General features: G+C 57.7%; 16 protein-coding genes and 1 tRNA gene. 5 read left to right on the top strand and 12 right to left on the bottom strand.

Annotation, left to right across the window (positions count from 1 at the left end; genetic code table 11):
- Positions 1 to 15 precede the first annotated feature (15 nt).
- The 6 genes from EOL86_00580 to rimI form a co-directional block, all read right to left on the bottom strand.
- Positions 16 to 91, bottom strand: a tRNA-Gln gene (locus EOL86_00580).
- Positions 92 to 198: 107 nt separating this feature from the next.
- Entirely contained in the window at positions 199 to 1,065 is an 867-nt protein-coding gene (locus EOL86_00575) for a 4-(cytidine 5'-diphospho)-2-C-methyl-D-erythritol kinase (protein NCD24074.1), read from the bottom strand.
- Between the two features lie 41 nt (positions 1,066 to 1,106).
- Positions 1,107 to 2,528, bottom strand: a complete 1,422-nt coding sequence (locus EOL86_00570) for a DegQ family serine endoprotease (GenBank protein NCD24073.1) — start codon at positions 2,526 to 2,528, stop codon at positions 1,107 to 1,109.
- 163 nt (positions 2,529 to 2,691) lie between these two features.
- Positions 2,692 to 3,645: an alpha/beta fold hydrolase gene (locus tag EOL86_00565; protein ID NCD24072.1), complete on the bottom strand. Its 954-nt coding sequence runs from the start codon at positions 3,643 to 3,645 to the stop codon at positions 2,692 to 2,694.
- A 3-nt stretch (positions 3,646 to 3,648) separates the two neighbouring features.
- Positions 3,649 to 4,179 carry a peptidyl-prolyl cis-trans isomerase gene (locus EOL86_00560; GenBank protein NCD24071.1) on the bottom strand — a complete coding sequence of 177 codons (531 nt, stop codon included), beginning with the start codon at positions 4,177 to 4,179 and terminating at the stop codon, positions 3,649 to 3,651.
- Positions 4,163 to 4,699, bottom strand: coding sequence for a ribosomal-protein-alanine N-acetyltransferase (gene rimI / locus EOL86_00555; GenBank protein ID NCD24070.1), 537 nt, complete (start codon positions 4,697 to 4,699; stop codon positions 4,163 to 4,165). The genes EOL86_00560 and rimI overlap by 17 nt, the downstream gene beginning before the upstream one ends.
- Here rimI and EOL86_00550 point away from each other — a divergent pair.
- Positions 4,654 to 5,166, top strand: coding sequence for a hypothetical protein (locus tag EOL86_00550; protein NCD24069.1), 513 nt, complete (start codon positions 4,654 to 4,656; stop codon positions 5,164 to 5,166). The genes rimI and EOL86_00550 overlap by 46 nt on opposite strands.
- Here EOL86_00550 and EOL86_00545 read toward each other — a convergent pair.
- Together EOL86_00545 and EOL86_00540 are read right to left on the bottom strand one after the other, a co-directional pair.
- A complete protein-coding gene (locus EOL86_00545; GenBank protein ID NCD24068.1) occupies positions 5,159 to 6,184 on the bottom strand; it encodes a rod shape-determining protein in 1,026 nt (341 codons plus the stop codon). The two genes, EOL86_00550 and EOL86_00545, sit on opposite strands and share 8 nt — an antisense overlap.
- Positions 6,185 to 6,192: 8 nt before the next feature.
- Positions 6,193 to 7,227 (bottom strand): GAF domain-containing protein, encoded by a 1,035-nt coding sequence (locus EOL86_00540; protein ID NCD24067.1) that lies wholly within the window; start codon positions 7,225 to 7,227, stop codon positions 6,193 to 6,195.
- 197 nt (positions 7,228 to 7,424) lie between these two features.
- Between EOL86_00540 and EOL86_00535 the strand changes: the two genes are divergently transcribed.
- The 4 genes from EOL86_00535 to EOL86_00520 all read left to right on the top strand — a co-directional run bounded on the left by EOL86_00535 (position 7,425) and on the right by EOL86_00520 (position 12,041).
- Entirely contained in the window at positions 7,425 to 9,149 is a 1,725-nt protein-coding gene (locus EOL86_00535; protein ID NCD24066.1) for a hypothetical protein, read from the top strand.
- Positions 9,150 to 9,166: 17 nt separating this feature from the next.
- A complete protein-coding gene (gene gcvT / locus EOL86_00530; GenBank protein NCD24065.1) occupies positions 9,167 to 10,249 on the top strand; it encodes a glycine cleavage system aminomethyltransferase GcvT in 1,083 nt (360 codons plus the stop codon).
- Between the two features lies 1 nt (position 10,250).
- The gene (locus EOL86_00525) at positions 10,251 to 10,976 is read left to right on the top strand and encodes a 16S rRNA (uracil(1498)-N(3))-methyltransferase (GenBank protein NCD24064.1); all 726 of its coding nucleotides are present in this window, start codon (positions 10,251 to 10,253) and stop codon (positions 10,974 to 10,976) included.
- A gap of 138 nt (positions 10,977 to 11,114) precedes the next feature.
- The gene (locus EOL86_00520) at positions 11,115 to 12,041 is read left to right on the top strand and encodes a bile acid:sodium symporter family protein (protein ID NCD24063.1); all 927 of its coding nucleotides are present in this window, start codon (positions 11,115 to 11,117) and stop codon (positions 12,039 to 12,041) included.
- Positions 12,042 to 12,146: 105 nt separating this feature from the next.
- Here EOL86_00520 and EOL86_00515 read toward each other — a convergent pair whose 3' ends face one another.
- Genes EOL86_00515 through EOL86_00500 form a run of 4 tightly spaced genes read right to left on the bottom strand, consistent with a single transcriptional unit; the run spans position 12,147 to position 15,443 of the window.
- Complete coding sequence (locus EOL86_00515) at positions 12,147 to 12,623, bottom strand: rubrerythrin (protein ID NCD24062.1); 477 nt, start codon at positions 12,621 to 12,623, stop codon at positions 12,147 to 12,149.
- 8 nt (positions 12,624 to 12,631) lie between these two features.
- A complete protein-coding gene (locus EOL86_00510) occupies positions 12,632 to 13,462 on the bottom strand; it encodes a hydrogenase (GenBank protein ID NCD24061.1) in 831 nt (276 codons plus the stop codon).
- Positions 13,459 to 14,487 (bottom strand): hydrogenase, encoded by a 1,029-nt coding sequence (locus EOL86_00505; GenBank protein NCD24060.1) that lies wholly within the window; start codon positions 14,485 to 14,487, stop codon positions 13,459 to 13,461. The genes EOL86_00510 and EOL86_00505 overlap by 4 nt, the downstream gene beginning before the upstream one ends.
- Positions 14,487 to 15,443: a 4Fe-4S dicluster domain-containing protein gene (locus EOL86_00500; GenBank protein NCD24059.1), complete on the bottom strand. Its 957-nt coding sequence runs from the start codon at positions 15,441 to 15,443 to the stop codon at positions 14,487 to 14,489. The genes EOL86_00505 and EOL86_00500 overlap by 1 nt, the downstream gene beginning before the upstream one ends.
- Positions 15,444 to 15,462: the final 19 nt, after the last annotated feature.

Raw genomic sequence — 15,462 nt, 5'->3', positions numbered from 1 at the left:
CCTCAAAAAAAATATTGGCTGGGGCGGGAGGATTCGAACCTCCGAATGACGGAACCAAAACCCGTTGCCTTGCCGGCTTGGCGACGCCCCATCCTGGCTTGCCAGTAAAATTCCTGGCAGCGTATCAAACTCTAAGCCACAAAAAAATTTCAACCCACGCGGGATCTTTGCCATCCACCGATTTCTCGCGAAACACGTTCACGAGAACTGAACAACATGACAACGAACATTCCATGCCCGCATCAGGCTGGCGCCCTGAAGCGCGCCGGTTCGTGTCGAAAAAATCGCCACGAGACTGGAACCCGAACCACTCATGACACAAACATCGGCTCCAGACCGAAGAAGCCCCTGCTTGATCTTGTAAAGAACCGGAAAGTCAGGAAAAACCACTTCTTCAAATACATTCCGAAATCCCGAGAGATTCGTGAAGCAAAGTCTCTTATGCGGGAGGTCATCCCCTGTCAACGATTTTCTTTCTCTCTCTTCCACGCGAGCATGAATGGCATCCCAACGACCATACGCCCATTTCGTGTCGACATGCACGTCCGGGCACGCCAGCACCATCGTGAACGCGGACAGATCGAGCGCCACGGCACGGACTGTGTCCCCGATTCCCGTCACCCAGGCCGGTTTGTTGACCAGAAAAAAAGGCACGTCCGCGCCCAGGGACAAAGCCATCCCATGAAGAGCAGCGCCATCAAGGGCCGATGTTCCCGCATGGTCATTGAGCCACCGCAAAAAAACAGCGGCATCGCTGCTCCCCCCGCCCAACCCAGCGCCCATTGGGATACCCTTGTCCAGCCACACAGCCAAGCCCGGAGCAAACCCTGTTGCCCGCGCAAAACGATCGTAGGTCTGGGCCAAAATATTTTTCGAGGAAGCCAACGCGGGAATGGAACATCGTAAAGCCAACCCCGGCTCCGTCCGAGGGCCTATGCGCAACGTGTCACACGGCTCGGACAGTGGATAAAACAAACTTTCAAGTTCGTGATAGCCGTCTTCCCGCACCCCGACGATATCCAAGTATAAATTGATCTTGCAGCCAGCGTGCAATGTCCAACTCATGAGACCTCGTGAACAAGGCGCCTTGGCGGCGCCTTGTGTCGTTAATTCACAGGAATTGTCCTGAACACGTTGCGCCCCTGTCGTTGCATCAGGAGCATTACCGCTCCCTTGGCCTTGGCATCGCCCTGGACCACGTCCCGCAACGCCTTGACGGTATTCACCGGGAGTCCGTTGGCTTCCACGATCACATCGCCAGCACTTACTCCGCTCTCCATGGCCGCCGACCCGTCCTCCACCTCGAGCACAAGAAGCCCCCTGGGCTTGTCCATCTCCAGGACCTTGGCTTCCTCGGCGCTTACCGGCCGCACCGACAGACCGAGTATCATCTCGCCAGCCGCCCCAGCCTCGGGCTGACCCTGGGCAACTTTTTCGGCATTGCGCTCACCCAGAACCACCCCCACCTTGGACAGCCTGCCCTGACGCCACACGGACAGGGTAATCTTCACGCCCGGCAACAAGTCCCCGATTTTACGGGTCAAATCGCCCGCGTTTTCAATATCGATCCCATCGACGGCGACAATGACATCTCCGGCGCGCACGCCTCCTTTTTCCGCTGGATCGCCAGGCGTGACATTGGCCACCAAAGCGCCTCGCGCGTCATCCAGCCCAAGCGCCTTGGCCGAATTGTCGTCCACGTCCTGGATGGAGACACCAAGCCAGCCCCGTTTTACCATCTTGTGTGTTTTGAGCTGTTCGATGACCTGACCGGCAAGTTTGCTCGGGATGGCAAATCCAATGCCCTGCCCGGAAGCGATGATCGCCGTGTTGATACCAATGACCTCGCCATTCATGTTGATGAGCGGCCCGCCACTGTTGCCCGGATTGATGGACGCGTCGGTCTGGATGAAATTGTCGTACGGGCCGGCCCCGATAGTCCGCCCCTTGGCGCTGACGATACCGGCGGTAACGGTATGGTCCAGTCCAAACGGATTGCCGATGGCCATGACCCACTGCCCGACCTTGAGAGCATCGGAATCGCCTAGGGATAAATATGGCAAGGAAGTGCCGGCATTTATTTTGAGCAGGGCCAGATCCGTCTCGGCATCCGAGCCCACAACCTCCGCGTCATAGGACTTGTCCGCGCCGCCCTTGTCGGATTGCAGGTTGATCTTGATTTTATCCGCGCCGTCGATGACATGGTTGTTGGTCACGATATAGCCGTCGGCGGAAATGACAAACCCCGATCCCAACGAACGCTGTTCGCGGGGAGCACGACGCCCCTGATCGCCAAAAAAACGATCAAATTGCTCGAAAAAATCCTCGAAAGGGTTTTGACCGTGCGGATTTTGTGGAAAAAAACGCTGCAATTGCTGCTGCTTCTTGACAATTTTGACCGTGCTGATGTTCACCACCGCCTGCCCGGACGAGGCCGCCAAATCGGTAAAATCGGGCAAGTCCCGCGCCAGGGCAACAGATAGTGGAAATACCAAGCAGATAATGAGAACAGACAAAAATTTCTTCATAAAACCTCCAATCAATCCAATGCTCCATTACGAAACACCATGCGGATGCATCGATCGTACCGTAAAAAAAATCAAAAATCACGGCATGAAAGCACACCCTCTGTGTTGAATGTGCACGTTTACGTGCACATCGGCGCCCACTGTTTGCACAATGCCCCCATGTTTAGTCCTGGCGCAGACTGGTCAAAAAACGCATGGATTGCCACTCGGACCAATACATATCCCCCGTGCCGACAAAACCCACATGACCACCGACAGGTGGCGTGATCAGGATCAGGAATGGGTTGCATTCAACCTCCCACTCGGGAAAGCATTTCGGACCCAGAAAAGGATCATCCAGGGCATTGATGATGCATGTGGGTCGGTCGATCGCGACCAAAAATTGCTTACTGCTTGACTTGCGCCAATAATCCAGGGCGTCGCGAAATCCGTGCCAGGGAGCGGTGCACAGATCGTCGAATTCCCGAAATGTGTGAACATGTCGTAGCGCTGCAAGATCGACAGCTCCCGGAAAAAGGCGCTCCTTTTCGATAACCTTCCTTCCGAGCTGGTCAAGCAGATAGCGCATATAAAACCGGCATCCAGGGCGCGCCAGACTTTGAGCCGAATCCTCCAGGTCGCAGGGCACGGAAACAGCCACCGCGCCCCGAACCTCGACGGGAACGCGCTCCGGCGCCTCCCCCAGATACTTGAGCACAAGATTCGCCCCGAGACTAAATCCGATCAGAAAGCAGGACGCATACCGGTTCAGAGCGCGGACCATGCGCAACACATCGTGCAGGTCCTCGGTCAGTCCGGAATGATACGAAGGCAGTTTACGGTTGGGCTCGCCACTGCATCCCCGCAGATTCATTGCCAGGACATCGAAGCCGTGATCCCGAGCGGCCCGGGCCATGCCCAAAACATAGGTCCGGCGGGAATGGCCCTCCAGGCCATGCAGGATAATCACCAAGTGGTCGCTACCGCGGCAATGCCAATCCACGTCCACGAAATCCCCATCCGCTGTCTCGACACGCTGACGCTGGTATTCCAAACGCGGCCGAGGTCGAAACAACGGCGGGAAAATTGTATGCACGTGCCCGGAGGAGAACGGAAAACCGGTCCGCAGGCGCACCATGGCCTACTCCTCCACGAACACCCGCGTCATGAGGACCGGCGCCTTGGGCACGTCCTGATGAAATCCATATGTGCCCGTCTCCACTGCGGCTATGGCATCCATCACATCCAAGCCGTCCACGACCCTGCCAAAAACCGCGTATCCAAAATCACGCGCGCCGTGGTCCAAAAAGGCGTTATCCCGCAGATTGACGAAAAACTGGGACGTGGCGCTGTCAACGGCCTGGGTTCGGGCCATGGACAAGGTGCCCCGCACATTGCGCAGGCCATTGTCGGCTTCGTTTTTAATGGGGCTCCGCGTCGTTTTTTCGGCCATGGTCTCGGTCATGCCCCCGCCTTGCAGGACAAAATTCGGGATGACCCGATGAAAAATGGTGCCATCATAAAAACCATCCCGAACGTAGGTCAGGAAATTATCGCAGGTCAAAGGCGCCTTGTCGGCGAAAAGTTCAATTTTCATTGTCCCCAGGGACGTTTCCATGACAATCATTACAACTCCGTCTCGTTTGTTCTCTGTTTCAAGGATTCCGACCATGCGAGTCGGGCCAGGCCAAAATCAGGGCGTCCTCGCCCGTATCCGCATAATACCGCTTCCGGACACCAACATGGACAAATCCAGCCCGGGCGTACAAGGCCAGGGCAACAGAATTGCCAGCACGCACTTCCAAAAAAACACGGCGTCCACCCATTGCCCGGACGTGTTCCAAAAAAAACCGCAGCAACCGGGTACCCAGACCATGGCCACGCATGTCCGCCCGGATGGCCACATTGACGATTTCCACCTCGTCTTCGATGCCATAGGCGGTTACGTACCCGAGCAAATCCTCGGCACGCATCGCGCCCACGGCCATGAAACACTCCTGGACAAGCAACTCCCCGAAATGAGAGGCATTCCAGGCGTCGACGAAGACACCCGCCTCCAACGCGGCCAGGGCCTCGGCGTCACCAGTATTCAAGGGGCGTAATTTTATTTCGGAAAGCACCGACGGACACCTCGCAAGGATCACCGATGACGGAAGAATCGACCAACACCCAGATCTATGTCGTGGACGCAAACAACCGACCCCTCGCGGTCATGGACCGCGAACAGGTCCTACGCCAGGGGCTCAAGCACAGAAACGTGGCCCTGGTCTTGAGTGACGCCCGTGGCCGTCTTGTCCTGCGACGGCGCCCGGCGGATCATCCTATCTATCCCGGCCGCTGGGACATCGCCGGCGGTGGACATGTTCAGGCCGGTCTGGCCGCCGAAGACGTGGCCCGGGCCTGCGTTCCTGCCTCCCTCCCCGGTCTGGAGGTCTGGCATGCGCGGACTCTTGGCGCATCGGCCCGTACCGGCAATGCTTTCGTGGAAATTTTCCTTGCCCGCCTTGACAGCGCCCAAGGCTCGACCTTGCTGCACGATCATGACTACCTTTCCGTGGACCAGGACGAACTGGACGCCCTGGCCAGCGCCCACCCGGACCTGTTCACCCCGGCGCTCATCACTGTGTGGACGGAGCAGATCGCCTTTGGGCCTAGTTGATATAAACCTTGGAAAACGCGGCCTCGTTCTCCAACGATCGGCCAGTGCCCCGCACGACCGTGGTCAAAGGATCGTCGTCGATGTGCACCATCAAGGAGCTCTGCTGGGTGATCAACTTGTCGAGCCCTTTCAAAAGCGCCCCGCCTCCTGCCAGAAGCAGACCGTTGGTGGCGATATCGGCCACGAGCTCCGGAGGCGTTTTCTCCAGGGCCCGACGTACCGCCGCGACAATGGCCGCCACCGGCTCCTTGATGGCTTCACGGACATGGCTGTCGGTCAAGACAACGGTCTTGGGCGTGCCGTCGACCAGATTCTTCCCCGCCACACGAAACTGCATGGGCTCGGCCAACGGCAAGGCCGAGGCAATGTGAATCTTGGCCGTTTCCGCCATGTTCTCGCCGATCAAAAGCTGAAATTCATCCTGCACGAAGCGCTGGATGGCGTCATTGATCTCATCACCGGCGATGCGCACGGATTCGGAATACGCCACGGCGGACAAGGAAATAACCGCGACCTCCGTGGTGCCGCCGCCAATATCCACGACCATGTTGCCGCGCGGTTCGTCGATGGGCAATCCGGCGCCGATGGCCGCGGCCATGGGCTCCTCGATGAGTTTCACTTCCCGCGCCCCGGCTTGCAGGGCGGATTCGATGACTGCCCGTTTCTCGACCTGGGTGATGCCGGCCGGCACGCAGATAACCATGCGCGGCTTGACCAGGCGCATGCCGGTGATGACCTTGCGGATGAAGTAGGCAATCATGGCCTTGGTCACCTCGAAATCCGCGATCACCCCGTCCTTCAAGGGGCGCACGGCCCGAATCCGATCCGGAGTACGCCCCAGGTACTCCTTGGCCTCCCGCCCCACTGCCAAAATGGAGTCGCTGCGCACATCCAGGGCCACGACGGACGGTTCGTTCAACACGATGCCGTCCTTGGGGGAATATAAAAGCGTATTGGCCGTGCCCAGATCCATGGCCAGATCCTTGCCGAGAAAGCCAAATAATTTGCTAAAAAACATAGGCAATCCTAATCGATAAGGTCGGAGTTGTCGGGAAAGGAAGCCTTGGAGGCATCGCAGCGGTCCGCGGCCCCCTGGGCGGCTACCTGCTTGAGCCGATTCTTCAAATACAAATTCTCCAAAAAAAGAGCGAGATATTCCGCGGTCATCTTGGCAAAGGCACGGACATCATCGCCAATGGCGTGGCTGGTCGGGTCGCCGAAAACCAACACCCCCCGACAACGCGTGTGCACCTTGAGCGGAAAGGCCAGCACCGTGTTCAGGGCCAGTCCAGGAACATCCCGGCCAAACAGGGGAACGCGTCCCAGCTCGCCCTTGCCGTCACCCAAAAAAACGGGCTGGTTCTTCTTGAACACCCATCCCAACAAGCCACTGCCAGTGCTGAAAGTCAGTCGATCCAGCATGCCATCAACCGCAAAAGGCTTGTTGCATCCTTCCAAAAAATAATTGTTCCCCCACTCGTCGCTGACCACGAGAAAGGAATATTCATAGCCACTGGCATCGGACAACAGCGTCAAATACCGCTTCAAAAAATCCGTCCATTTGGGATGCTTTTCGCGCAGAGCATAGACCAGCTGCAAAAATCTGTAGAATTTTTGGTCTTGACTGGAGATCGAGGCATCCCCCAAATCCGTGAAAATCGCCTCGATGACTCCGGCGAACAGGGCCAGGATGCGTTGATCCTTGTCGGTGAACGCATAGGTTTTCTTGCTGTCCATGCACAAAGCGCCCCGACCTCCGGGGAGGGGACAGCCAACAAAAACCTTGATCTGCTCTTCCTGCTCGTATCCGTAATACCCCAACAGCGCGTTTTTCTGATCAAAACGGTCGACCAACAGGGGCTTGCCATGCTTGAGGATCCACCCCACCAAACCATGGCCGGAATCGATCCGCAAACCCGGAATAACGGAATCGCCCAGACTAAAGGAGGACACCAGCTCGTACATGCCCGAGGCGTCGCCACGGAACAAAACCACGGAATAGGCGTCGAAAACGCTGCCAATGGTCTCCAAAAGCCGGTCCAGGGAAGAATGTTTCATCATGTTCAAGACATCGCCATGGTATCGAGGAAAGGCTGGTTTATGCCGAAAATAACGAGGCCCGGCATATAGGGAAACAATCCAACCGGCAACCAGCGCGGCCAGGCCCCGAAGACAAAATCCTGTTTACGGACCGCTCGAAACGTGTAACGCACTCTACACAGACCACTACCGAACACAACGAGATAATTGGCTTCCGCATGAAATGGCATTCCGCATTCTCCAAGGTCCCTTCCCTACGTTGCCTGGACAACGGCCATCTGCTGCCAACCAATGTGCTGCGCGATTTCGGACATCTGAAGGACTATTTGGAATTTATCCACATCAAATTCTGTCTGCTCGAACCCTTTCGGGAAATCAAAAACTACCCCCTTGTCGACGCCCGGGACCTGCTCCCGTCATTCGAACCGAGTTTGTACGAATTCGCGGATCTGCCTGGATTCTCCATGGTCGTTTTCAACAGGGGCATCGACTATTTCAACGAGGTCTTCCAGTTCGACCTGTTGCACACCTGCCGGGACGCGGACTGCTCGGCGCGGGGGCAAGCCTGTGTCCTGGAGGACGTGTTGCAGCAAAAAAACCAAGAGATCTTTTTGCGTCGTTTGCCCCGCCAAGCCCGCGACGGATTCAAAGCCGCCACCGAGGATCGCCAAATTTCGGATATCGCGACCTACAGCCTGCTTGTCCATTATTTGAGCCACATGGACCGGGCACATGTACTCGCCCGGGATTGTGATGGAAATTTCTATCTGTCCGGCATCTACGCGTCGCTTCCCTCGGACCTGGACACGGAACTCAAGCGGTTTGGCCTGAAAACCAAAAAATTCCGGCCCAACGACAACCAGTCCTATGAAGCCCACCGGGATTTCGTGTATCAATTTTTGATGGAACTCTACGGCTACCCCATCTCCTCCGAACGGAAAACCTCGGCCGCCATCTTCGCCCGACGCCTACACAAAATGGGTGAGCGTTTCCTGATCAAGGTTCTGGGACAGTCCGACCGGACTCTGACCTCGATCCACAACATCAAGGCCGGCTTTCATTATCCCCATGTGGAAAAGACAGCCCTGGTCCGGTTGGAAACAAGCAACACCGAGGCCGTGCAGCTTTTGGAGCGCGACGGGTTCTTCGTGGACGCGAAAAAACGGGTTGTCATCCTGCGCGTCCTGTACCGCCAGCATGAATTCAACGCCAACAACGTCCGCCAGGAGCGGGCCCTGTCCGTGGCGCGCCAGGAGATCATCCACCCCCTGACCGGTGCCGTGTGCTCCTCGGTCAATGTCATCAAGGACTCGTATTCCATGAGCCTCAAACTCAACGACATCGTACGGGGAGAATTTGAAGGCCGTATCCTTTTCAAGGGTAGCGAAGTCGTCGAGAACACGGACAGCCACGAAAAACGCCTCAAATTTCTCCATTCGTGGCTCAACAAGCATCAACGCCGCCTGATCGGATATTCCGACGAATTTTATAGTGAAATAACCCAGGTTTTGGATGGCTACCTGACCAATCCACAATTCGCGGACGACTTCGCCGACCTGCACGATGTCCACAACGAGGTCAGATCCATTTACAGCTACATCAAACAGGCGCGGAACATCAAACAGCTCGAAGACCTCGGCAACAGATACCACAAGGGAAAACGCATCGGGTACAAACAGATGCTTCTGGTGGGGACCGAGCTTCTCACGAACCTGAAATTCGAGTTCATCAATTACTACGAGCAGCTTTTCTTCAAGGCGATTTACTTCGCGGAATCCATGCTCAACGATCGGTATCTGATCCGATCCTATATCAACCGCAAGGACGATCAGCTTACCGAAAACGGACTCCAGATCAAAAGGCTCTATCGCCGTCTCGTCGCCCTGGTTGACGAACTGCGGGCCATACGCAAGACAAAAAGCGATTGCGCCATCAACCTCTAGCAGCAAGGAGAATCTCCATGGCCGAGTTGCTCAAGACCCCGCTCAACACCTGGCACAAGGAAAACGGCGGTCGGATCGTGCCCTTCGCCGGCTGGGAAATGCCGGTCCAGTACAGCAGCATCCTGGACGAGCACAAGCATACCCGCGCCAGGGCCAGCGTTTTCGATATTTCCCACATGGGCGAATTTTACCTCTCCGGACCGGGCGCGACCGAAGCCCTGAGCCGTGTCGCCACTCAAAACCTAGCCACGTTGACCCCGGGAAAATGCCGCTACGGCTTCCTGCTCAATGACCACGGCGGCGTCCTGGACGACCTCATTGTCTATCGACTGGCCGCGGACAGGTACATGCTGGTGGTCAACGGCGCGTGCATCGACTCCGATTTCGCCTGGATCAAGGATCACCTCGCGACGGGGCTGTCCTTGAGCAACCACAGCTTCGAAATCGCCAAGATCGACCTGCAAGGACCCGAATCTTTCGCCGTGTTGACCCGGACCATGCCTGGCGATTGGGCCTCGCTGGGATATTTTGGATTCCGCGAGGTCGAATGCGATGGCTTCAAGCTTCTCGTGAGTCGCACGGGCTACACAGGCGAACTGGGCTATGAATTTTATCTGCCCTGGGACAAGGCCGAACGACTCTGGACCCGCCTTTTGGCCGACACGGCCGTGCGCCCGGCCGGCCTGGGCGCGCGGGACACGCTGCGTCTTGAAGTGGGCCTCCCCCTCTATGGCCAGGACCTGGACACCGGCCATACTCCGATCGAGGCCGGATACGGAAGCATGCTCAAAAGCGAGGCGGATTTCATCGGCAAGTCAGGACTGGGCACGGTCCGGGAGCGCCTTGTCGGCCTGCGTATCGACGGCCGCCGCAGCGCGCGTCACTCCGACGAGGTTTTCGTGGGCGGAACCCGGGTGGGCACGATCACCAGCGGCTCCTTCGCTCCCAGCCTCGGCTACTGCGTGGCCATGGCCTACGTCCGGGCGGACATGGCCGACCAGGGCGTCTTCACGGTCAAAGGCCCCAAAACAACCCTTGAGGCAATTCGCGCGGACATGCCTTTTTACACCGCCGGAACCGCGCGGACAAAACTCGGCTGACATGGCCCGGTTGAACACATTTTATCTGGCTCCTTCCTTATGGAGGGAGCCTTTTGTTCTGGGCGGCGAGGAAGCCCATCACCTCACCCGTGTCTTGCGGGCTAAAACCGGACAGGAGGTCCGGCTGATGGATGGCCAGGGCCGAACCGGCCTGTTTCGCATCCTCGGCATGGACAAAAAAGAGGTGCGCCTCGCCAGAATCTCGGAAAACGAGGCCCCAGCCCCGGCATTCCCGCTTGTTCTCGCCGTGGGCTGGGCCAAGAATATCCGACGTGGCTTTCTGCTGGAAAAAGCCGTGGAATTGGGCGCGGCGGGGATTTGGTTTTGGGAGGCCGAGCGTTCCCAAGGCGCCCCGCCGGACCAGGGCAAGGACGGATGGGAACGCCAACTCGTGGCGGCGGCCAAACAGTGCGGTACATCCTGGCTGCCGGAAATACGCTCCTTGGGCGGACCACGCGACGTGATCGACGCCGCGGCCGGATTTTCCTGCCGCGTCCTGTGCTGGGAGCACGAACAAACGCGGATCATCCATCCGGACGATCTGACCCACGCCGGCGGCACGGTGGCCGTGCTGGGCCCCGAGGGCGGCCTGGAGCAAAAGGAAGCCCAGATCTTCCAGGCCCATGACTTTGCGCCCAGAACCCTTGGACCAAACATTTTGCGTTTCGAAACGGCCGCGGTGTTTCTTCTCTCCCTGCGCCTTTGGAACGCAACCAGGCCGCGCTGAATTCCCCCAACATCACGACGAGGCCTGGCATGCAGGGCATCACGTGCACTATGTCGCCAGGACAAAACGCATTCCCGGGAAAGCAACGCCTCAACAAAAGAAAGAACTCCAACAGCTGGTCACGCGCCCGGAGAGCCCATGCCATCCACCCTGCCCCGACTGATCGAACACCACTTTCTGACGCTGGCCGTGGGGTTTTCCGCCCTGGCATTGGTGTATCCGCCTCTTTTCGCCTGGATCAAACCCCACATTTCCCTGGGGCTGGGGATCATCATGTTCGGCATGGGCCTGACCCTGGAGTTCGGTGATTTTTCCCGTGTCGGACGGGAATGGCGCACGGCCGGACTCGGCGTGGCGTTGCAATACACGCTCATGCCACTGTTGGCCTGGTCATTGTGTTTCATCCTCGGTCTGCCGACCGAGGCCGCCATCGGTGTCATCCTGGTCGGGTGCTGCCCATCGGGAACGGCCTCCAATGTCGTCGCCTATTTCGCCAAAACCGATGTCCCCCTGTCCGTGGTCATGACCCTTGTCTCCACCCTGGTGGCTCCGCTGGCCACTCCGGCCCTGGTGGAACTTTTGGCTGGCACGCGGGTACGCGTGGATTTCTGGGCCATGGTCGGTTCGGTTTTCTGGATCGTGGTTTTTCCCCTGCTGGACGGCCTTGTCTTGCGCCGCCTGTTCCGCAAACGCCTTGAACCCCTGCTCGACATTTTTCCATCCATTTCCGTGCTGGCCATTTCCGCGGTTATCGCCTGTGTTGTCGCCCTGAACCAAAAAAATCTTCTGGAATTTCCTGGTTTGATTTTTCTGGCGGTAATCCTCCACAATGGTCTGGGTTTTCTCGCCGGTTTCTGGAGTGCCCGCATCCTGGGAGCGAACAAATGCTCCGCCCGGACCATCTCCCTGGAAGTCGGAATCCAAAACTCGGGCCTGGCCGTGGCTCTGGCTGGAGCATTTTTCGGCCCGACATCGGCCCTGGCCGGCGCCATCTTCAGTCTCTGGCAAAATCTGGCCGGCATGGCCTTGGCCCGTATCTGGGCACGGGACCAACAACAACCATAAGCGCCTCCCGCCTAGACCTACTCCCCAGGCTGACCGCGCAAAAGAAGAGGCTCCCTGGATTTGCATCCAAGAAGCCTCTGGAGGAGGATGTGACTCTGTTAGGGTTTATTTCCGGAGCATGCTCGCCAACAATCTCAGGTGAGAGCGCTCCTCGTCGATGCAGGCCTTGATGTATTTCTTTTCGCCTTCGGGCACGAACTCGTGCATTTCCACGAAGAAAAGGATGGTATCCTTCTCGAAGCCCATGGCCTTTTCAATGGCGTCCTCGGGAGAGCCCATGAACTGTTTCAACTGATCCAGGTCTCCCAGCCGGAACAAGGTGTGGGAATCGATGAGAAACCTGATGTATTCCACATATTCATCTTCCTCGGCCCAGGCCGGAAGTTCCACCTGCCCCACGCGCTCGTAGAGTTTGCGGAATATTTCCCTGTGTTTGCTTTCTTCCTTGGCCAGAAACGAAAACGTTTCCTTGAGTTTGGCGTCTTCGGTCGTGGCCACCAGCCGGTTATAGAAGACTTCGCCGCGTGTTTCGATTTCCTGAGCCGCCAGGAGAATGTCGGTCGCCTTGAATATTCCCGCCATGATGCCTCCTAGAGTTCGGATGGCAGCTGCTTGAGCTGCGCATAGGTGAATACAGGTCCATCCAGACACACATACTTGGTGCCGATGTTGCATCGTCCGCAGATGCCCACGCCGCACTTCATGCGCTTCTCCAACGTGGAGATGATGTTTTCATCCTCGAAACCCAGCTTTTTGAGGGCCTGGAGGGTGAACTTGATCATGATCGGCGGACCACAGGTGATGGCCACCGTGTTTTTGGGCGAGGGGTTGATTTCCAGGAGCACGTTCGGGATGAGGCCAACCTTGTGCTCCCAGCCGTCGAAGGGATTGTCGATGGTCAGTACCGTGTTCACGTCCTTACGGCTGGTCCATTCGGGCAGTTCGGCCTTGTAGGTCAGGTCGGCCGGGCTGCGCGCACCGTACAGAAGCGTGATGTCTTTGTAATCCTTACGATTGTCGAGCATATATGTGAATAGGGTGCGCAAGGGGGCCATACCGATGCCACCGCCGACAAAAACGATGTTCTTGCCCTTCAAGTCCTCGATGGGAAAGGAATTGCCCAGGGGCGCGCGCACGCCGATCTGGTCTCCTGGCTGGAGCTGATGCAGACGGGTGGTCACCTCGCCCACGCGCATGACGCTGAACTGGAGATAGTCCATGCGGGTTGGCGAGGAGTTGATGACAAAGGTGGATTCGCCGACACCAAAAACCGAGAGCTGCCCGACCTGACCAGGACGGAAGGTGAAATTCTTCATCTTCTCCTCGTCATTGAGCACCACGCGGAAAGTTTTGATGTTGTGCGTCTCCTGGATCACCTCGACAATGGTGGCCATGTCCGGGAGATAGGGATTGGTATTCATTCGGAATACTCCTGTGCTGCGTTCACGATCTGCCGGATGTCCACGCCGGCGGGGCACTGCTTGATGCACCGGCCGCATCCGCAACAGGCGATGACCTTTTTGTGCAGATCCGGATAGTAGCTGAACTTGTGGCCGACCCGGTTTTTCAGGCGATGGGCCTTGGTTGGACGCGGATTATGCCCGCTGCCTTCCAGGGTGAAGGTATGGGACATGCAGTTGTCCCAGGTCCGGATGCGACGGCTGGTCAGACCCAGGTCGTCGTCGGTGATGTTGAAGCAGTAACAGGTCGGGCACATGTAGGTGCAGGCGCCGCAGGAGATGCACTTGGCAGACTGGGCGGTCCAAAAATCCATGTCGTCGAAACGGGCCAGGATCTTGGCCGGGGCCGAGGAATAATCATGGGCCGGGCCCATCATTTCAAGGGCACGGGCGTTCTTGGCATCGGCTTCCTTGCCCTTGTCGCCAGCATCCTCGAACAGGGCGTGCTTCATGATCTCCTCGCCCTCCGGAGTCACGGACCGGGCCACGTAGCCTTCGCCGACCAACGTCAGGAGCACGTCGGAACCGGCGGTGTCGGCCGGTCCACCGCCCACGCTGTGACAGAAACAGGTCGTTTCCGGCCGGTCGCAGGCCAGGGTGATAAAGATCGTGTTGTCGCGCCGCTGGATGAAGTACGGGTCCTTGATCTTTTCGGTCTCGTAAACCGGGTTAAAGATAAGCTTGCCCCGGGCTCCGCACGGCCGGCAACCGATAACCACGTTCTTGCCCTGGGGCAGGGTTTCGTGAATTTCCGGCTTCTTGTCCTCGCCTTCGCGGGTGACCTGCAGCAATTCCTCGGTTTGGGGAAAAGTCGCGGCCTTGGGCGACACGGCGGCCATGCGCGAGTGCAGGTCAATGCTCATGCCGGACCGAAGCCGGTGGAAGGTAACGGTGCCGCCCGTGGCCACGGGTGCCAACACCCGGCAGGTGGCGGCCAGATCCTCGGCCAGGCGGGTCAGGTTTGTTTTTGTGATGAATCTTTCCATTACCAGCCTCGCTCGTGGATGCGCTCTTCCTCGACCTTGAAGGTAAAGAGCGGCGGTGTCTGATCCAGGGCCGTTCCGGCCTGATGCTCGAAAACATCCTTGACCTGCTTGTTCATGTAACGCCGCAGCAGCATCAACGGGATGTCCACGGGACAGGCCCGTTCGCACTCGCCACACTCCGTGCACCGACCAGCCAGATGGGACACATGGATCATCTGGAACATCATGTTTTCGGTCGGGGAATTTTCCTGACTGACCCAAAGCGGATCGCGGCTGGTGGCGATGCAATAATCCCGACAGACACACATGGGACAGGCGTTGCGGCATGCATAGCACCGGATGCACCGACTCATGGTCTCCTGCCAGAACGCGAATTTTTCGGCGTCGGACTTGGCCTCGAATTCATCCTGGCAGGCCAGACTGGCCAAGGCCGGAGCCCCGTGCTTGGCGCCGATCAGGACGTCGGAAAGCACTGCGTCGGGATGCTGGCAGGTCAGGCATTTGTCCGCCTTGACGTCGGCCAGTTTGAGGGTCGCGTTCTGACCAGCGACGGTGATTTTCAGATCGTCGGCGCCAACGGTCACGGATTCGACAAAGCCTGGATCGGCGGAAAGAGCCGCCCGGATTTTACGCTGACTGACCACGCCGTCGCAACACAGGCCAAAAATGACCACGTCGTCCCGGTTGATCAATTTTTCATTCAAAAGTTCGATAACGCTGCGGCTGTCGCAGCCCTTGACCACAATGCCCACTTTTTTACCTTTGAGTCCAGGTAGATAGGTGGACAGGTTATGTACGGCCAGGGGGCCGATGATCAGCCGGTCCAGATCTGCCTCGGAGCGGATGAACAGCGGCGTGGCATGTAGGGCATCGTAGCCCTGCTCCCAGCCGATGACGCAATCCAGCTCGCCAAGGCGGTCCTTGATGGCTGCTTTCAGATCGTCCAATTGGGACATGGAGTCCTCCTTAGAAAAA

This window comes from Deltaproteobacteria bacterium (assembly GCA_009930495.1).
Lineage (GTDB): Bacteria > Desulfobacterota > Desulfovibrionia > Desulfovibrionales > Desulfomicrobiaceae > Desulfomicrobium.
This window is presented reverse-complemented; position numbering and strand designations above follow the sequence as displayed.

Bases quoted from the DNA above. Each gene is read 5' to 3' on its own strand.
- EOL86_00535 (NCD24066.1), top strand. From the start codon at position 7,425: ATGAAATGGCATTCCGCATTCTCCAAGGTCCCTTCCCTACGTTGCCTG.
- EOL86_00505 (NCD24060.1), bottom strand. From the start codon at position 14,487: ATGGAAAGATTCATCACAAAAACAAACCTGACCCGCCTGGCCGAGGAT.
- EOL86_00525 (NCD24064.1), top strand. From the start codon at position 10,251: ATGGCCCGGTTGAACACATTTTATCTGGCTCCTTCCTTATGGAGGGAG.
- EOL86_00570 (NCD24073.1), bottom strand. From the start codon at position 2,528: ATGAAGAAATTTTTGTCTGTTCTCATTATCTGCTTGGTATTTCCACTA.
- EOL86_00540 (NCD24067.1), bottom strand. From the start codon at position 7,227: ATGATGAAACATTCTTCCCTGGACCGGCTTTTGGAGACCATTGGCAGC.
- EOL86_00520 (NCD24063.1), top strand. From the start codon at position 11,115: ATGCCATCCACCCTGCCCCGACTGATCGAACACCACTTTCTGACGCTG.
- gcvT (NCD24065.1), top strand. From the start codon at position 9,167: ATGGCCGAGTTGCTCAAGACCCCGCTCAACACCTGGCACAAGGAAAAC.
- EOL86_00575 (NCD24074.1), bottom strand. From the start codon at position 1,065: ATGAGTTGGACATTGCACGCTGGCTGCAAGATCAATTTATACTTGGAT.
- EOL86_00560 (NCD24071.1), bottom strand. From the start codon at position 4,179: ATGGTCGGAATCCTTGAAACAGAGAACAAACGAGACGGAGTTGTAATG.
- EOL86_00550 (NCD24069.1), top strand. From the start codon at position 4,654: ATGACGGAAGAATCGACCAACACCCAGATCTATGTCGTGGACGCAAAC.
- EOL86_00500 (NCD24059.1), bottom strand. From the start codon at position 15,443: ATGTCCCAATTGGACGATCTGAAAGCAGCCATCAAGGACCGCCTTGGC.
- EOL86_00510 (NCD24061.1), bottom strand. From the start codon at position 13,462: ATGAATACCAATCCCTATCTCCCGGACATGGCCACCATTGTCGAGGTG.
- EOL86_00515 (NCD24062.1), bottom strand. From the start codon at position 12,623: ATGGCGGGAATATTCAAGGCGACCGACATTCTCCTGGCGGCTCAGGAA.
- EOL86_00545 (NCD24068.1), bottom strand. From the start codon at position 6,184: ATGTTTTTTAGCAAATTATTTGGCTTTCTCGGCAAGGATCTGGCCATG.
- EOL86_00565 (NCD24072.1), bottom strand. From the start codon at position 3,645: ATGGTGCGCCTGCGGACCGGTTTTCCGTTCTCCTCCGGGCACGTGCAT.